The 13,679-nt window shown below is 75.3% G+C and carries 9 protein-coding genes; 6 read left to right on the forward strand and 3 right to left on the reverse strand.

Annotation, left to right across the window (positions count from 1 at the left end; genetic code table 11):
- Window positions 1-26 precede the first annotated feature (26 nt).
- Window positions 27-728: a TspO-related membrane protein gene (locus tag Ari01nite_RS23155; protein WP_203783859.1), complete on the reverse strand. Its 702-nt coding sequence runs from the start codon at window positions 726-728 to the stop codon at window positions 27-29.
- Between the two features lie 36 nt (window positions 729-764).
- Here Ari01nite_RS23155 and Ari01nite_RS23160 point away from each other — a divergent pair, with 36 nt between their 5' ends.
- Entirely contained in the window at window positions 765-914 is a 150-nt protein-coding gene (locus Ari01nite_RS23160; RefSeq protein WP_203783861.1) for a hypothetical protein, read from the forward strand.
- Window positions 915-972: 58 nt separating this feature from the next.
- On the opposite strand, the gene Ari01nite_RS23165 is transcribed toward Ari01nite_RS23160, so the two are convergent.
- Window positions 973-2,403 carry a gamma-aminobutyraldehyde dehydrogenase gene (locus Ari01nite_RS23165; RefSeq protein ID WP_203783863.1) on the reverse strand — a complete coding sequence of 477 codons (1,431 nt, stop codon included), beginning with the start codon at window positions 2,401-2,403 and terminating at the stop codon, window positions 973-975.
- Between the two features lie 131 nt (window positions 2,404-2,534).
- On the opposite strand from Ari01nite_RS23165, the gene Ari01nite_RS23170 reads away from it, so the two are divergent.
- Window positions 2,535-5,024, forward strand: coding sequence for an ATP-binding protein (locus Ari01nite_RS23170; RefSeq protein WP_203783864.1), 2,490 nt, complete (start codon window positions 2,535-2,537; stop codon window positions 5,022-5,024).
- A 3-nt stretch (window positions 5,025-5,027) separates the two neighbouring features.
- On the opposite strand, the gene Ari01nite_RS23175 is transcribed toward Ari01nite_RS23170, so the two are convergent.
- Entirely contained in the window at window positions 5,028-5,894 is an 867-nt protein-coding gene (locus tag Ari01nite_RS23175) for a TIGR03560 family F420-dependent LLM class oxidoreductase (protein WP_203783865.1), read from the reverse strand.
- A gap of 86 nt (window positions 5,895-5,980) precedes the next feature.
- Between Ari01nite_RS23175 and Ari01nite_RS23180 the strand changes: the two genes are divergently transcribed.
- From Ari01nite_RS23180 to Ari01nite_RS23195, 4 genes are read left to right on the forward strand one after another with little or no spacing between them, the layout of a single operon-like run.
- Window positions 5,981-6,391: a YciI family protein gene (locus tag Ari01nite_RS23180; RefSeq protein ID WP_203783866.1), complete on the forward strand. Its 411-nt coding sequence runs from the start codon at window positions 5,981-5,983 to the stop codon at window positions 6,389-6,391.
- The gene (locus tag Ari01nite_RS23185) at window positions 6,388-7,575 is read left to right on the forward strand and encodes an RNA polymerase sigma factor (RefSeq protein ID WP_203783867.1); all 1,188 of its coding nucleotides are present in this window, start codon (window positions 6,388-6,390) and stop codon (window positions 7,573-7,575) included. Before Ari01nite_RS23180 ends, Ari01nite_RS23185 begins: the two co-directional genes overlap by 4 nt.
- A gap of 15 nt (window positions 7,576-7,590) precedes the next feature.
- Window positions 7,591-10,539 carry an FtsX-like permease family protein gene (locus Ari01nite_RS23190; RefSeq protein WP_203783868.1) on the forward strand — a complete coding sequence of 983 codons (2,949 nt, stop codon included), beginning with the start codon at window positions 7,591-7,593 and terminating at the stop codon, window positions 10,537-10,539.
- Between the two features lie 58 nt (window positions 10,540-10,597).
- Window positions 10,598-13,579: an FtsX-like permease family protein gene (locus Ari01nite_RS23195; protein ID WP_203783870.1), complete on the forward strand. Its 2,982-nt coding sequence runs from the start codon at window positions 10,598-10,600 to the stop codon at window positions 13,577-13,579.
- The last annotated feature ends 100 nt before the right edge of the window (window positions 13,580-13,679 follow it).

The following is a 13,679-nucleotide window of genomic DNA, read 5'->3' on the forward strand; positions in this document are numbered from 1 at the left end:
CCTCCGCTAAACCGAGATTTCGATATCTATCGACGCGCCGCCGCGGCAATCGCGGCTGCTCCGGCGGCCGCGGCGATGCGCACGCCGCGCGGCCGGCGCGGGTACAGGGCGGTGGTGAGCAGTCCCCAGCCGGACGCCAGCGCGAGCGGCAGGCGCCCCCGCCGGCTGGCCGCGACCCCGGCCGTCACCGCGCCCGCGACACCCAGCACGCCGGCCACCGACGCCGCCACCGACTCCCGGGCGCCGGCCAGCTTGGCGCCGGCCGCGACGTTGACGGCGCTCGCCAGCGCGGTCCAGCCCAGCAGCAGCCCGGTGCTCGCCGGGGTGGCCGCCGCCCAGCCGGCCGGCGCTGGCAGGCGCTGCTGGCGGGCGTGCGCGACGGCGGCGAACGCCGTGGCCACCGGCAGTAGGAACGGGGTGAGCGCGAACCGGTCGCCCTGGGCAGCCAGCGACCAGAGGGCGTTCGTGGCGAAGGCACCGGCCAGCGGCCAGCCGGTGCGGCGGCTCACCGGCCGCGCCCGGTTGCCGGGCAACAGCTGGTTCCCGGTCGCCAGCGCACTGCCCGCGAAAATCGGCGCCCAGACGACGAAGGCGTAGTCCGGCGGCGTGATCACCGTGTCGTATCGCCGGGTCTGCTCGCCCTTGCCGAGCAACGGCCCCACGGTGGGTATGACGACGAACGCCGCACAGGCCCCACCGAGCACATAGGAACGCCATCGATCCCCCATGCCCACTGCCTTGCCCGGATTCGGTACGGTCGAACCATGCAGACCACGGACGACACGAAGCCTGCCCGCGATTCGCAGACGGTGGAACTGGCCTCACCGAGCGAGATCGGCCTGCTGGCGCTTGCCGTCGGTGCCGTGGCCACCGTGCTGTTCCGTCGCCGCCGCCGCCGGCGGGCCAACAGCTGATCGCAGACATCGGAAAGCCCGGGCCCCCTCGCCCGGGCTTTCCGCGTTTCCGGCCCGGCTACAGGGCGTGCATCACGTGCTTGAGGCGGGTGTAGTCCTCCAGGCCGTACACCGACAGGTCCTTGCCGTGGCCGGAGTGCTTGAAACCGCCGTGCGGCATCTCGGCGACCAGCGGGATGTGGCAGTTCACCCAGACGCAGCCGAAGTCGAGGCGCTGGGTCATCCGCATGGCGCGGCCGTGGTCCCGGGTCCAGACACTGGAGGCCAGGCCGTACTCGACGCCGTTCGCCCAGGCGACCGCCTCGTCCTCGTCGGTGAACTGCTGGACCGTGATGACCGGACCGAAGATCTCGTCCTGCACCGCCTCGTCGGCCTGGCGCAGGCCGGAGACAACCGTGGGGGCGTAGTAGAAACCGCGGTCGCCGACCCGGGCGCCGCCCGCGTTCAGGGTGGCGTGGTCGGGCAGCCGGTCGACGAAGCCGCGCACCCGGTCGAACTGCCGGGAGCTGTTGAGCGGGCCGAACAGCACGTCCTCGTCGTCGGCCGCACCGGTCTTGGTGCCGTTGGCCTGCTCGGCCAGCGCCGCCACGAAGTCGGTGTAGATGCCCGGCGCGGCCAGCACCCGGGTGGCGGCCGTGCAGTCCTGGCCGGCGTTGAAGTAGCCGCCGATCGCGATGGCCTCGGCCGCCGCCTCCAGGTCGGCGTCGTCGAAGATCACCACGGGGGCCTTGCCGCCCAGTTCGAGGTGGGTGCGCTTGAGGTCGGCCGCGGCGGCTCCGGCGACCTCCATGCCGGCCCGTACGCTGCCGGTGATCGAGACCATCTGCGGGGTGGGGTGGCTGACCAGCTCGCGGCCGGTGTCGCGGTCGCCGACCACCACGTTGAACACTCCCGGCGGCAGGAACTCGGCGGCGATCTCGGCCAGCATCACCGTGGTGACCGGGGTGGTGTCGGACGGCTTGAGCACGATCGTGTTGCCGGCCGCGATCGCCGGCGCCAGCTTCCAGACCGCCATCATGAGCGGGTAGTTCCACGGCGTGACCTGCGCGCACACGCCGACCGGCTCGCGCCGCACGTAGCTCTCGAAGCCGTTCATGTACTGGCCCGCGGAGCGGCCCTCGAGCAGCCGGGCGGCACCCGCGAAGAACCGGATCTGGTCGATCGCCGGCGGCAGTTCCTCGCTCTTGGTGAGCGCCAGCGGCTTGCCGGTGTTGCGCGACTCCGCCTCGACCAACTCGTCGGTGCGGGCCTCCAGCGCGTCGGCGAACTTGAGCAGCGCCTGCTGCCGCTCGCTGGGAGTCGTGTTCCGCCAGGCCTCGAACGCCGTCGCGGCCGCCGCCATGGCCCGATCCACGTCCGGTTTACCGGACACCGGCGCCGAGGCGAACACCTCGCCGGTCGCCGGGTCGACGAGATCCTCGTATCGTCCTTCGACGGGCGCAGCCGGGGCGCCGCCGATGAAGTTGTGCAGCACGGTCTTGGCGGTCACTCGATCTCCAGACGCAGGATCGGACACTTTCCGGCCCATCCTTCCACTGATTCCGCAGCTATCAAGACCTTCGAGGTACGACTTCCGTCAACCGGCTCAGCCATGCGGACTTCCCGCCGAACTTGGTACAAGTGGGGTCGACAGCGGGCACTACCGGCGCTGACGGCCGGCTCAGCGATGCCGCGCGACTGCGCCGGCTGGCCGACACCGGCCTGCTCGACGCTGCCCCCTGCCCCTCATTGGACCGGCTCGCCCGGGCCGCCGCCCATCAGGTGCGTACCGCCGCCGCACAGATCTCGCTGATCGCCGCCGACCGCCGGGTGGTGGCCGGCCAGGCCGGGCCCGCGGTCCGGCACACGTTCTGCCGGCTGGTGGTGGACAGCGACGCACCGCTGCTGGTCAGCGACGCCCGCACCGACGACCGGGTGGCCGGGCACCCGGCGCTGGGGAACGGCGTGATCGCGTACGCCGGCTTCCCGGTGCGCAGCGGCGACGGCTACCCGCTCGGCGCCTTCTGCGTGCTGCACGACCAGCCCCGCGACTGGGAACCGCGCGACCTGCTGCTGGTCGAGGACCTGGCCGCGGCGGCGCAGACCGAGATCAGGCTGCGGGCCGAGGCGCGGACCGCCCGGCGGCTGCAGGGGGTGCTGGACGCCTGCCAGGACGCGTACGTGTCCATCGATCTGAACGGCGCCGTGCAGGCCTGGAACGCCGCGGCTGAGCGGCTCTTCGGCTACCCGGTGGCGGACGCGCTGGGCCGCCAGGTGTCCGCCCTGATCATCCCGGAGCGGTTCCGGCCGGCGCACGAGGCCGGCCTGGCCCGGCTGCGCGCCGGTCATCCCTCGGTGCTGGCCGGCGGCCGGGTCGAGCTGGCCGCCCGGAACCGCGCCGGCGGCGAGTTCCCGATCGAGATGACCCTGCAGGTGGACGGCGAGCTGTACCACGCGTTCCTGCACGACATCACCGCCAAGCACCGGGCCGCGACCGGCCGGGAGCTGCGGCTCGCGGTGGCCCGCGCGCTGGCCGACGCGACCAGCGCCGAACAGGCCGCCGACGGCACGCTCGCCGCCGTGGCGCACGCGCTGGGCTGGGCGTTCGGCGAATTCTGGCAGGCCGACGACGAGGCCGGCCGGATCGCCCGGGTCGGCCACTGGATCTCCCCGGAGCACGACCTGTCCGCGGTCACCGCCGACCGCCCGTTCTCGGTGCCGCACGGGGTCGGGCTGGCCGGCCACATCTGGGCGACCGGCACCGGCCTGTGGGCACCCGAGGTCGCCGACGACCCGCGGCTGCTGATGCGCCGCGACCAGATCCGGCAGGCCGGGCTGCACAGCGCCATCGGCCTGCCGATCCGCTCGGCCGACCGGATCCTCGGCGTGCTGCTGCTGTTCAGCGTCGAGGTGGAGGAGCCCGACGCCGAGGTGCTCGAGCTGCTCGACGGGGTGTGCGGCCAGCTGGGCCGGTACTTCGAGCGGCGCCGCGCCGAGGACCTGGCGCTGGCCCTGGCCGCCGCCCGCCGCGACTTCGACCGGGTGATCGAGCAGGTCGAGGACTACGTCTGGACCGTGGAGGTGCGCCCCGACGGCAGCATCCACCCGGTGTACGGCAGCCCCGGCGGCCGGCTGGTGATCGGACCGCCGGCCGACCACCCCGACCTGGCCGACGCCATGGACGGCCGGGTGCACCCCGACGACCGGGCCGCCGCCGAGGAACTGCCCCGCAAGGTGCTGGCCGGCGAGGCCGCCGAGAACGAGGTCCGGATGATCGGCCCGGACGGCGCGGTCCGCTGGATCTGGACCCGGGCCATCCCCCGCCGCGAGGGCGGCCGCCTGCTGGTGGACGGGATCAGCACCGACGTCACCGACCGGCGCCAGCTGGCCGAGCAGCGCGAACGCCTGCTGACCGACCAGCGCGAGCAGAACGACCGGCTGCGCCGCCTGGACCGGCTGAAGGACGAACTGGTCGCGCTGGTCAGCCACGAGCTGCGCAACCCGCTCGGCGCGATCCGCAACTACGCCGAGGAACTGCTGCTCGACGACACCCTCTCGGCCGACCAGCGGCACCTCACCGAGGTGATCGACAAGCACAGCGCGCACATGCAGAACCTGGTCGACGACCTGCTCGACATGGCCCGGCTGGAGGACGGCAGCCTGCGCATCACCCCCGCGCCGATCGAGATCGGCGCGCTGGTCCGGGACGTGCTGCAGTCGCAGCAGCCGGCCGCCGCGGGCAAGTCGCTGACCGTCGCGGCCGACGCCCCCGAGCACCTGGCCGTCCGCGCCGACCCGACCCGGCTGCGCCAGGTGCTCGACAACCTGCTGTCAAACGCGGTCAAGTACACGCCGTCCGGCGGCCGGGTGACGATCACCGCGGAGCGGGTGGCCGACGAGGTGCGGGTGACCGTGACCGACAGCGGCATCGGCATCCCCGACGACCAGTACGACCTGCTGTTCGACCGCTTCTTCCGGGCGAGCAACGCCATCAAGCAGGGCATCAAGGGGACCGGACTGGGCCTGGCCATCACCAAGACCATCGTCGAGGCGCACGGCGGCCGGATCACAGCGGCCCCCGCCACGGGCGGAGGCTGCTGCTTCACCGTGGCCCTGCCCGCCCTCCAGTAGGCCCTAGTAGGCGGGCACCAGTTCCTCGGCCAGGCGCAGCAGCGGCTCATGGTCGTACGCGACCCGCGGGATGTAGAAGAGGACGTAGTTGGCGCCGGCCGCCAGGACCTTGTCGACCCGCTCCCGGACCTGCGCGGTCGACCAGGAGAGGTCCAGCTCGATCGTGGTCGACTTGATGATGCGGTCGTAGTCGCGGTCCAGCTTCTCGCAGTGCTGCCGCAGCACGCCGAGCTTGTGCGCGACGAGTTCGGGGTTGCCGCCGCCCACGTTACAGGCGTCCGCGTACTGCGCCACCAGCTTGAGCGTCACCTTCTCGCCGCCGCCGCCGAGCCAGAACGACGGGCGCCGGCGGGGCTGGTTGATCGGACCGTCGATCCGGTGGTACTTGCCGTGGTAGACCGGGCGGTCCTCGTTCCACATCTTGTCGATGATCTCGACGGCCTCGCGGAAGGCGGCCATCCGCGGCGGGATGTCGGTCCACTCGTAGCCGTACGCCTTCCACTCGTGCTCGTACCAGCCGGCGCCCAGGCCCGCGTAGAGGCGGCCGTGGCTGGCCACGTCGACGGTGGATGCGATCTTGGCGTACAGCGACGGCTGGCGGTAGCCGTTGCAGCCGACCATCTGACCGATGTTGACCCGGCTGGTGTCCCGGGCCAGCGTCGACGTGGCGGTCCAGCACTCGAACACCGCGTTGTCGGTGGGTTCCGGAACCGTGTGGAAGTGGTCGTACAGCCAGATCGAATCCCACGGCCCGGCGTCGGCGACCCGGGCCACCGCCGTCATCGCCTCGTACTGATCGACCGGGTCGGCGATCTCGACCAGGTCCATCTTCCATCCCTGCGGCACGAACACTCCGAAGCGCACACTCATGACGCCCAACCTAATCGAGCCGTGGATGTCGAGCGCCGTTGATCGCCTCCGTCCCTAGGGTGAAGAGACCAACGAGGAGGACAGCGATGCCGCGTTACCTGCTGATCGTCGACTACCGGCCGGGCACCGAGGACACGCCGATGGACCGCTGGCAGCCCGACGAGGTCAGTGCGCACATGAACTACTACAACGCGCTCAACAAGGAACTGACCGAGAGCGGCGAGTTGGTCGGCGGCGAGGCGCTCACCGGGCCGGAGTTCGGCAAGGAGGTGACCGGCGACGGGATCACCGCTCCGGTGGTCACCGACGGGCCGTTCGCCGAGACCAAGGAGGTGCTGGCCGGCTTCCAGATCGTCGAGGTCGAGTCGGAGGCGCGGGCGATCGAGATCGCGGCGCAGGTCTCGGCGGTGCCGGGACCGGGCGGGGTGCCGCTCCAGCAGCCGGTCATCGTGCGCCGGGTGATGGACGGCACCGACTTCGACGCCCTGGTGAAGTGACCGCCGACCTGCTGCGGCGGCTGGCGCCGGAAGTCCTCGGGGTGCTCGCGCGGCGCTCCGGAGACTTCGGCGCGGCCGAGGACGCGGTGCAGGAGGCACTTATCGCTGCGCACCTGCACTGGCCGGCCGAGGGCGTACCGGACAACCCGCGCGCCTGGCTGATCCAGACCGCCACCCGCAAGCTGATCGACGCGATCCGGGGCGAGCAGGCCCGGCGCCGCCGCGAGGAACTGGCGGCCCGGCTGACTGTGCCGGTCGACGCCACCGACCGGGACGACACGCTGGCGGTGCTGTTCATGAGCTGCCACCCGTCACTCACCCCGGCGTCGGCCATCGCGCTGGCCCTGCGCGCGGTGGGCGGCCTCACGACGGCCGAGATCGCGGCGGCGTTCGTCGTCCCGGAGGCCACCATGGCCCAGCGGATCAGCCGGGCCAAGCAGCGCCTGCGCAGCTCCGGCGCGCGCTTCGCGCTGCCGGCCGAGGAGTGGACCGGCGCGCTGCGTCAGGTCCGGCACGTGCTTTACCTGATCTTCAATGAGGGGTACGCGGTGAGCACCGGCCCGGCGCTGCAGCGCACCGACCTGACCGCCGAGGCGATCCGGCTCACCCGGCTGGCGCACGAGATGCTGCCGTCCGACGCCGAGACCGCCGGCCTGCTCGCGCTCATGCTGCTCACCGACGCCCGGCGGCCGGCCCGCACCGACGCGTCCGGCGACCTGATCCCGCTCGACGAGCAGGACCGGTCCCGCTGGGACCGCCGGTCCATCATCGAGGGCATCCGCCTCATCGACGCCGCCATCGTCCGTGGTGAGCTGGGCGAATACCAGCTACAGGCGGCCATCGCGGCGCTGCACGACCGGGCACCGCGGGCCGCGGACACCGACTGGCCGCAGATCCTCGCGCTGTACGGGCTGCTCGAGCGGATGACCGGCAACCCGGTGGTGTCGCTCAACCGCGCGGTGGCCGAGGCCATGGTGCACGGGCCGGCGGCCGGGCTGAAGGCACTCGACGACCTCGGCGACCGGTTGCCGGCCGGGCACCGGGTGGACGCGGTCCGGGCCCACCTGCTGGAACGGGCTGGGCAGCGCGAGGAGGCCGCGCGGTTATACGCTGCCGCCGCGGCCGCCACCACGAGCCTGCCCGAGCGGCGGTATCTGACGACCCGGGCGGCGCGGCTGCGGTAGGCGCATGGGGGACGGATGTTTTTGGTGAGTTGGGGCGCCGTGCGCCGGCGGACCGGCGCGGCGCTGGCGGTGCTGGTGCTGGCCACCATCGCGGCCACGGCCGCGGCGGCCGCCCCGTGGTACGGGCTGACCGTGGCCACCCGGGCGGCCGGTGCCGAGGTGACCGCCCGGCCGGACGCCGAACAGGTGATCACGGTGCACCGGCCCGGCCGGCCGACCGGCGGCGACCCGCGCCGGGCGCTGGACGAGTTCGCCGGCACGGTGCGCGGGCTGCTGCCGCTGCCCGGTGCCACCCCGGTCCTCGGCCTGGTGCAGGACACCACCTACCTCGACCGGCAGCGCGGCAACAGCGTGTCCGACCTGCCGCTGGCGTACCGGGACGGCTTCTGCGCGAACGTGCGGCTCACCGGCACCTGCCCGGACCGCCCGGACACCGTGGCGATCAGCGGCGACGCGGCCCGCCGGCTCGGCCTGGCCCCCGGCGGCACGCTGCCGGTGCGGCCCGGCGGCGCGGTCGACGAGATCCCGCTGCGGATCACCGGCGTGTACGAGCCCACCGGCGGCACCTACTGGTCCGACCCGCTGTTCCGCAGCCGGGGCGACCTCGACCCGGCGTTCACGTCGCTGGACACGTTCCGCCGGCCGCGGCTGGACACACCGATCCTCGGGTACGCGCTGCCGGTCCCCCTCCCGCTGCTGCGCGGCGACAACCTGTACGACCTCAACGGCGTCCTGAACGCGGCCGGCCCCCGGTTCGCGGCCGCCCAGCTCGACCTGGACAACCCGACCGGCAAGCTGTTCGACGCGGTGCTGGCCGACCGGGTCACCGTGCTGCGCAACGTGCTGATCGCGCTCGGCCAGCTGCTGGTGCTGGCCTGGTTCGCGCTGGCGCTGGCGGCCCGGCTCACCGGCCGGGACCGGCGGGCCGACGCGGGTCTGCTGCGGCTGCGCGGCACGCCCCGCGGCGGCCTGCTGCGGCTCGCCCTCGGCCAGCACGTGGTGCCGCTGGCCGGCGCCGCCGTGCTCGGCCTGCCGCTGGGCATCGCCGCGTCCGGGCTGGTGGCCGGCGGGCTGCCGATCCGCGCCGAGTGGTGGCCGGCGCTGGCGTTCTCGGCCGGCGCGGTGGCCGCGGCGCTCGGCGTCGGCCTGCTGGTGCTCACCGCGGTCGACCTGTACGCGCAGCGGGCGCCGGTGATCGCGCTGCTGCGCCGGGTCCCCGCGGTCCGCAGCGACTGGCGCTCCCGGTTCGTCGACCTCACCTTCCTGGCGCTCGCCGCCGGCGCCGTCTACCAGGCCCGCACCGGCGGCCCGGACAGCGGCCTCGGCATCGCGGCACCCGCCCTGGTGGCGCTCGCGGTCGGCCTGCTGCTGGCCCGGCTGCTGCGCCGGCTCACCGACCGGGCCGGCGCCGGGGCGGTCCGGGCGGGCCGGCTGCGGTTCGGGCTGGCCGCCGTGCAGGTGTCCCGCCAGCCCGGCACCGACCGGGTGTTCGCCCTGCTGGTGGTGTCGGTGGCACTGCTCGCGCTGACCGCCGGCGGGGTGCAGGCCGGCCAGCGGGAACGCGCCGACCGCGGCGACGTCGAGCTGGGCGCGGCCCGGGTGCTCACCGTCCGGGCCGAGTCCCGCACCGCGCTCCAGCGGGCGGTCCGCGCCGCTGACCCGGCCGGCACCAGCGCGATGGCCGCGGTCCTGGACACCACGACCCGGCCCGCGGTGCTGGCGGTCGACAGCGCGCGCCTGGCCGCGGTCGCCACCTGGCGCCCCGAGTACGGCCCGGTGGACGCCCTGCCGGCCGCGGTCGCGGCGGCCCGGCTGCCGGCCGCCGCCCCGCTGGTCACCGGCCGCACGCTGGCCGTGCGGGTGGTGCGCGGCCCGGCCGGCCCGGGCCTGCTCGGCGCGGCCCTCCAGCACGAGGGCACCGGCGCCGGCATCCGGGTGGAGTTCCGCGGCCTGCGCCCCGGCGCCCAGGAGGTCACCGCCGCCACCCCGGCCTGCGCGGTCCCGCCCGGCTGCCGCCTGGTGGGCTGGAAGCTGTTCCCCGGCGGCCGGCTCACGGTGGCTGCGGTGTCCCAACGCGACCCCGCGGCGACCATCATGGACGGTGCGGCATTGGCGGACGTGAGCCGCTGGCACGCCGGATTCGTCGACCGGGCACCGTTCGTGGCCGCCGGCGACGGCCTGGCGCTGGCCGCCGGCAAGGACACCGGCACCGACGTCACGCTGGTCGACGCGCCGCTGCCGGTGCCCGTGGTGCTGGCCGGCGCGCGGCCCGAGGGCTGGCGGTTCGACGACGCGCTGTCCGGCCGGTTCGGCGGCACGGTCACCCCGGTCCGCGCGGTGGCCACCGTGGGCGTGCTGCCGGTGCTGGGCCGCGACGGCATGCTCACCGACCTGGACACGGCCCGCCGGGTGGCCGGCGACGCCGACCTGGGCGGGACGTTCCAGGTGTGGCTGGCACCGGATGCGCCGCCCGGCCTGCCGGCCGCTCTGGAGGCCAACGGCCTGACCGTGCTGTCCGACCGCACCGCCGCCGCCCGGGTGGCCGAACTGGCCGCCGCCGGCGACGTGATCACCGCGCCGTTCGTGCTGTTCGCGGCCGCGATGGCGGTGCTGCTGGCGGCGGCGATGGTGGCGGTGGCCGCGACCGCCGAGCGCGAGCCGCAGATCGCCATGCTGCGCTCGTTGCGCCTGCAGGGCGTGTCCCGCGGCCTGGCCGCGACCGCCGGCTACGCGGGCGTCGCCGCGCTGGTACCGGCCGGCGTGGCCGGTGGCGTGCTGGCCGCGCTGCTGGCCCGCCCGCTGGCCGGCCTGGCCGCGCCCCCGTTCCCGGACGGCTGGCGGGTGCTCGCGCCGCCGGGCCTGCTCGACCCCCCGCTGCTGGCGGGCGCCGCGGCGGCCGCCCTGTTCGCCTTCGGCCTGGCCGGCTGGCTGGGCACCCGCGGCCTGCGGGCGGGCCTCCGATGACCCGCCACGACAGGCCGGCCGGCATCCCGGCGGCGGCGCGCCCGCGGGCAGGCCTCCGATGATCCGCCTCGTCCTCGCCATGGTGTGGAGCCGGCGCGGCCAGGCCGCGGCGCTCGCCCTGCTGGCCATGCTCGGGGTGGCCGCCGCGGTGGCCGCCCCCGCCTACCTGCGGGCCGCCGACCGCGCCGTCGCCGCCGGTCAGGTCGCGATCGCCACCTCCGCCGAGCGCAGCCTCACCCTGATCGCCCTGCAGCACGACACCCGCCGCGGCCAGGAGTTCCCGGCCGACGTGGCGCTGCCCGACACCGGCGACTCGCTGGCCGGCCTGCCCGGGTTCGACTACGTCTACTCGGCCGAGTTCCCCACCGTCGGGATGGAGCCGGACGAGCGCTACCGCACCCGGCTCGTCTATCGCCAGGACGCCTGCGCGCACCTCACCATCACGGCGGGGCGCTGCCTGATCGGCGAGTCCGACGTGGTGCTCGGCGAGCAGACCGCGCGCCGGCTGGGACTCGTGCCCGGCGACACGGTGTCGCTCAGCTATGCGCGGTTCGTGAAGGGCCCGCCGCAGAGCACGTTCCTCCCGGACGGCACCGCGAAACGGTTCCTGGTCACCGGCGTCTACCGGGTGCCGGACCCCGGCGCGGCCTACTGGGGGCAGCACAACTACTTCGGGGGCGACACCGGCGACCGGCCCGGCGAGCCCGCGTTCGTCACCAACGCCTCGGTGACCGCCATGGACCGGGGCATCGTCACCCAGCGGCTGGACGGCACCACCACGGCCGGCGCGCTCGACGTCGACCGGCTGCCCGCGGTCCAGGCCGGGCTGGCCGGGCTGCGCGCCGAGGTGCAGCGGCTGGGCGGCGGCGTCGAGCTGGAGAGCGGCCTGCCCAGCCTGCTCGACCGGATCGACGCGGGCCGCACCGCCGGGCACCGGATCGTGCCGGTGCTCGCGGTCAGCCTGGTGCTGCTCGCCTGCCTCACCATCTATCTCGCGGTCGGCTACGGCACCGAGGGCCGCCGCCCCGAACTCGCCCTGGTGGCGCTGCGCGGTGCCCGGCGCGGTCAGCGCTGGTGGCTGGCCACCGGCGAGAACCTGGTGGCGATCCTGGCCGGGACCGTCGCCGGGTGCCTGGCCGGGCAGTTGCTGGTGGACGCGTTCGCGGCCTGGCGGTTCCCCGGCCTGGGTGCCGATCCCGGCCTGGACGCGCTGCGCTGGGCCCCGGTCGCCGCCGCGGCCGCGCTGTTCACCACGCTGCTGGCCGAGCGCCGCCAGCTGGGCCGCCCGGTCGCCGAACTGTTGCGCCGGGTGCCGCCGTCCGGCAGCACCGCCACCGCGGTGGCCGCCGAGGCGGTTTTCGTGCTGCTCGCCGCCGCCGCGGTGGTCCAGTTGCTGACCACCGGCGGCAGCCTGACCGGGGTGGGCACGTTCGCGACCGGGCTGGTGCTGGTGGCGGCCGCCCTGGTCACCGCGCGCCTGCTGCTGCCGTGGGCCACCGTGTTCGCCCGCCGGCAGTTGCGCCGGGGCCGGGTCGGCGCCGCGCTGGCCGGCTACCAGCTGTCCCGGCGACCCGGTGGGGTCCGGCTTTTCGCGCTTCTCACGGCCGCGGTCGCGGTTGTCGGGTACGCGGCAGCGGCCGTCGACGTGGCGGCCCGGGGCCGGGCCGAGCAGGCCGGCGTGGGCACCGGCGCGGCCCGGGTGGTGTCGGTCGGCCCGGTGAGCCGGCAGGGCCTGCTCGCCGCGGTCCGCCGGATTGACCCGGACGGCACGTTCGCGATGGCCGCGGTCCGGCTGCCCGGCGCCATCGACCGCGCACCGGTGCTGGCCGTCGACACCACCCGGCTCGCCGCGGTGGCCACCTGGGCCGGCTCCGGGCCGGCCGCGGAGCGGGCCGGGCCGCGGCTGCACCCGGCCGCCCCGACCGGTCACCCGGTACGCGGCGGCCGGCTCGCGGTCGACGTCACGACCGCCGGGCTCGCGGCCGGCAAGCCGCTGCTGCTGACCCTGGTGCTGTCGCCGGCCGGCGGGCTGGCCGACGAGGAGGTCAGCCTCGGCGAGCTGCGGCCCGGCCGGCACACCTATGCGCAGGACACCCCGGCCTGCGCGACCGCATCCTGCGACCTCAAGGCGGTGCGGATCGCCGGCTACCCCGGCTCGCTGGAGCTGACCGGCACGTTCACCCTGCACACGGTCGGCGGCGCGCCGCTGCCGGCCGGCTGGCGGGTCACCGAGGGCGGCCGGGTCACCGCCGGCCCGGACGGCCTGGACATCGAGATCACCTCGCTGAACGGGCTGCCGCTCGGCCTGGCCGTGCAGCCCGGCGACGTGCCCGACCCGATGCCGGTCGCGGTTGCCGGCGCCGTCCCGGCCTCGGTCACCGGCCTGGACGGCCGGCCGGTGCCGGTCGGCGCGGCGCTGACCCTGCCCGCGGTGCCCGGCGTCGGCACCCCGGGGGTGCTGGCCGACCTCGACTACGCCGACCGGCTCGCCGTGGACGGCGCGCCGAGCAGCACCGGCCAGGTGTGGCTGGCGGCCGGCGCCCCGGCCGACGTGCTCACCCGGCTGCGCGACGCCGGGCTGGTGGTCACGTCCGACGTGCGGGCCCGGGACGTGCGCTCCGGCCTGGACGAGCAGGGCCCGGCGCTGGCGCTCTGGTTCTATGTGATCGTCGCGGCTCTCGCCACCGCGTTGGCGGCCGGCGCGCTGGTGCTGGCCGCCACGGTCGACCGGGCCCGCCGGGTCGAGGACCTCTCGGCGCTGCGCGGCCAGGGCCTGGACCGCTCGGCGGTGCGCCAGTCCACGCTCTGGACGTATCCGGTGCTGGTCGGCGCCGCGGTGCTGGCCGGCACCGGCATCGCGCTGCTCGGCTGGCGGCTCACCGGCTGGGCGCTGCCGCTGGCCGGCATCGCGCCGCCGCCGATCCCGCTGCCGCTGCTCCCCCGGCCCGGCACGATGGCGGCCACCGCCGCCCTCGCGTTCGCGATCCTGGCCGGGGTGGCCGTGCTGGCCGGCCGGCGCACCCTGCGCGCCATCCGCTAGTCACTAGACCCGATGATCAGGCCCAGATGCTGCTCTCTCTGGTGCCGCCCGCCCAGGCCGGCGCCACCCGGGTCAGGTGCTCCCGGGTGAGAAAGGCGTG

This window comes from Paractinoplanes rishiriensis, from assembly GCF_016862375.1.
In the GTDB taxonomy this organism is placed as follows: Bacteria; Actinomycetota; Actinomycetes; order Mycobacteriales; family Micromonosporaceae; genus Actinoplanes; species Actinoplanes rishiriensis.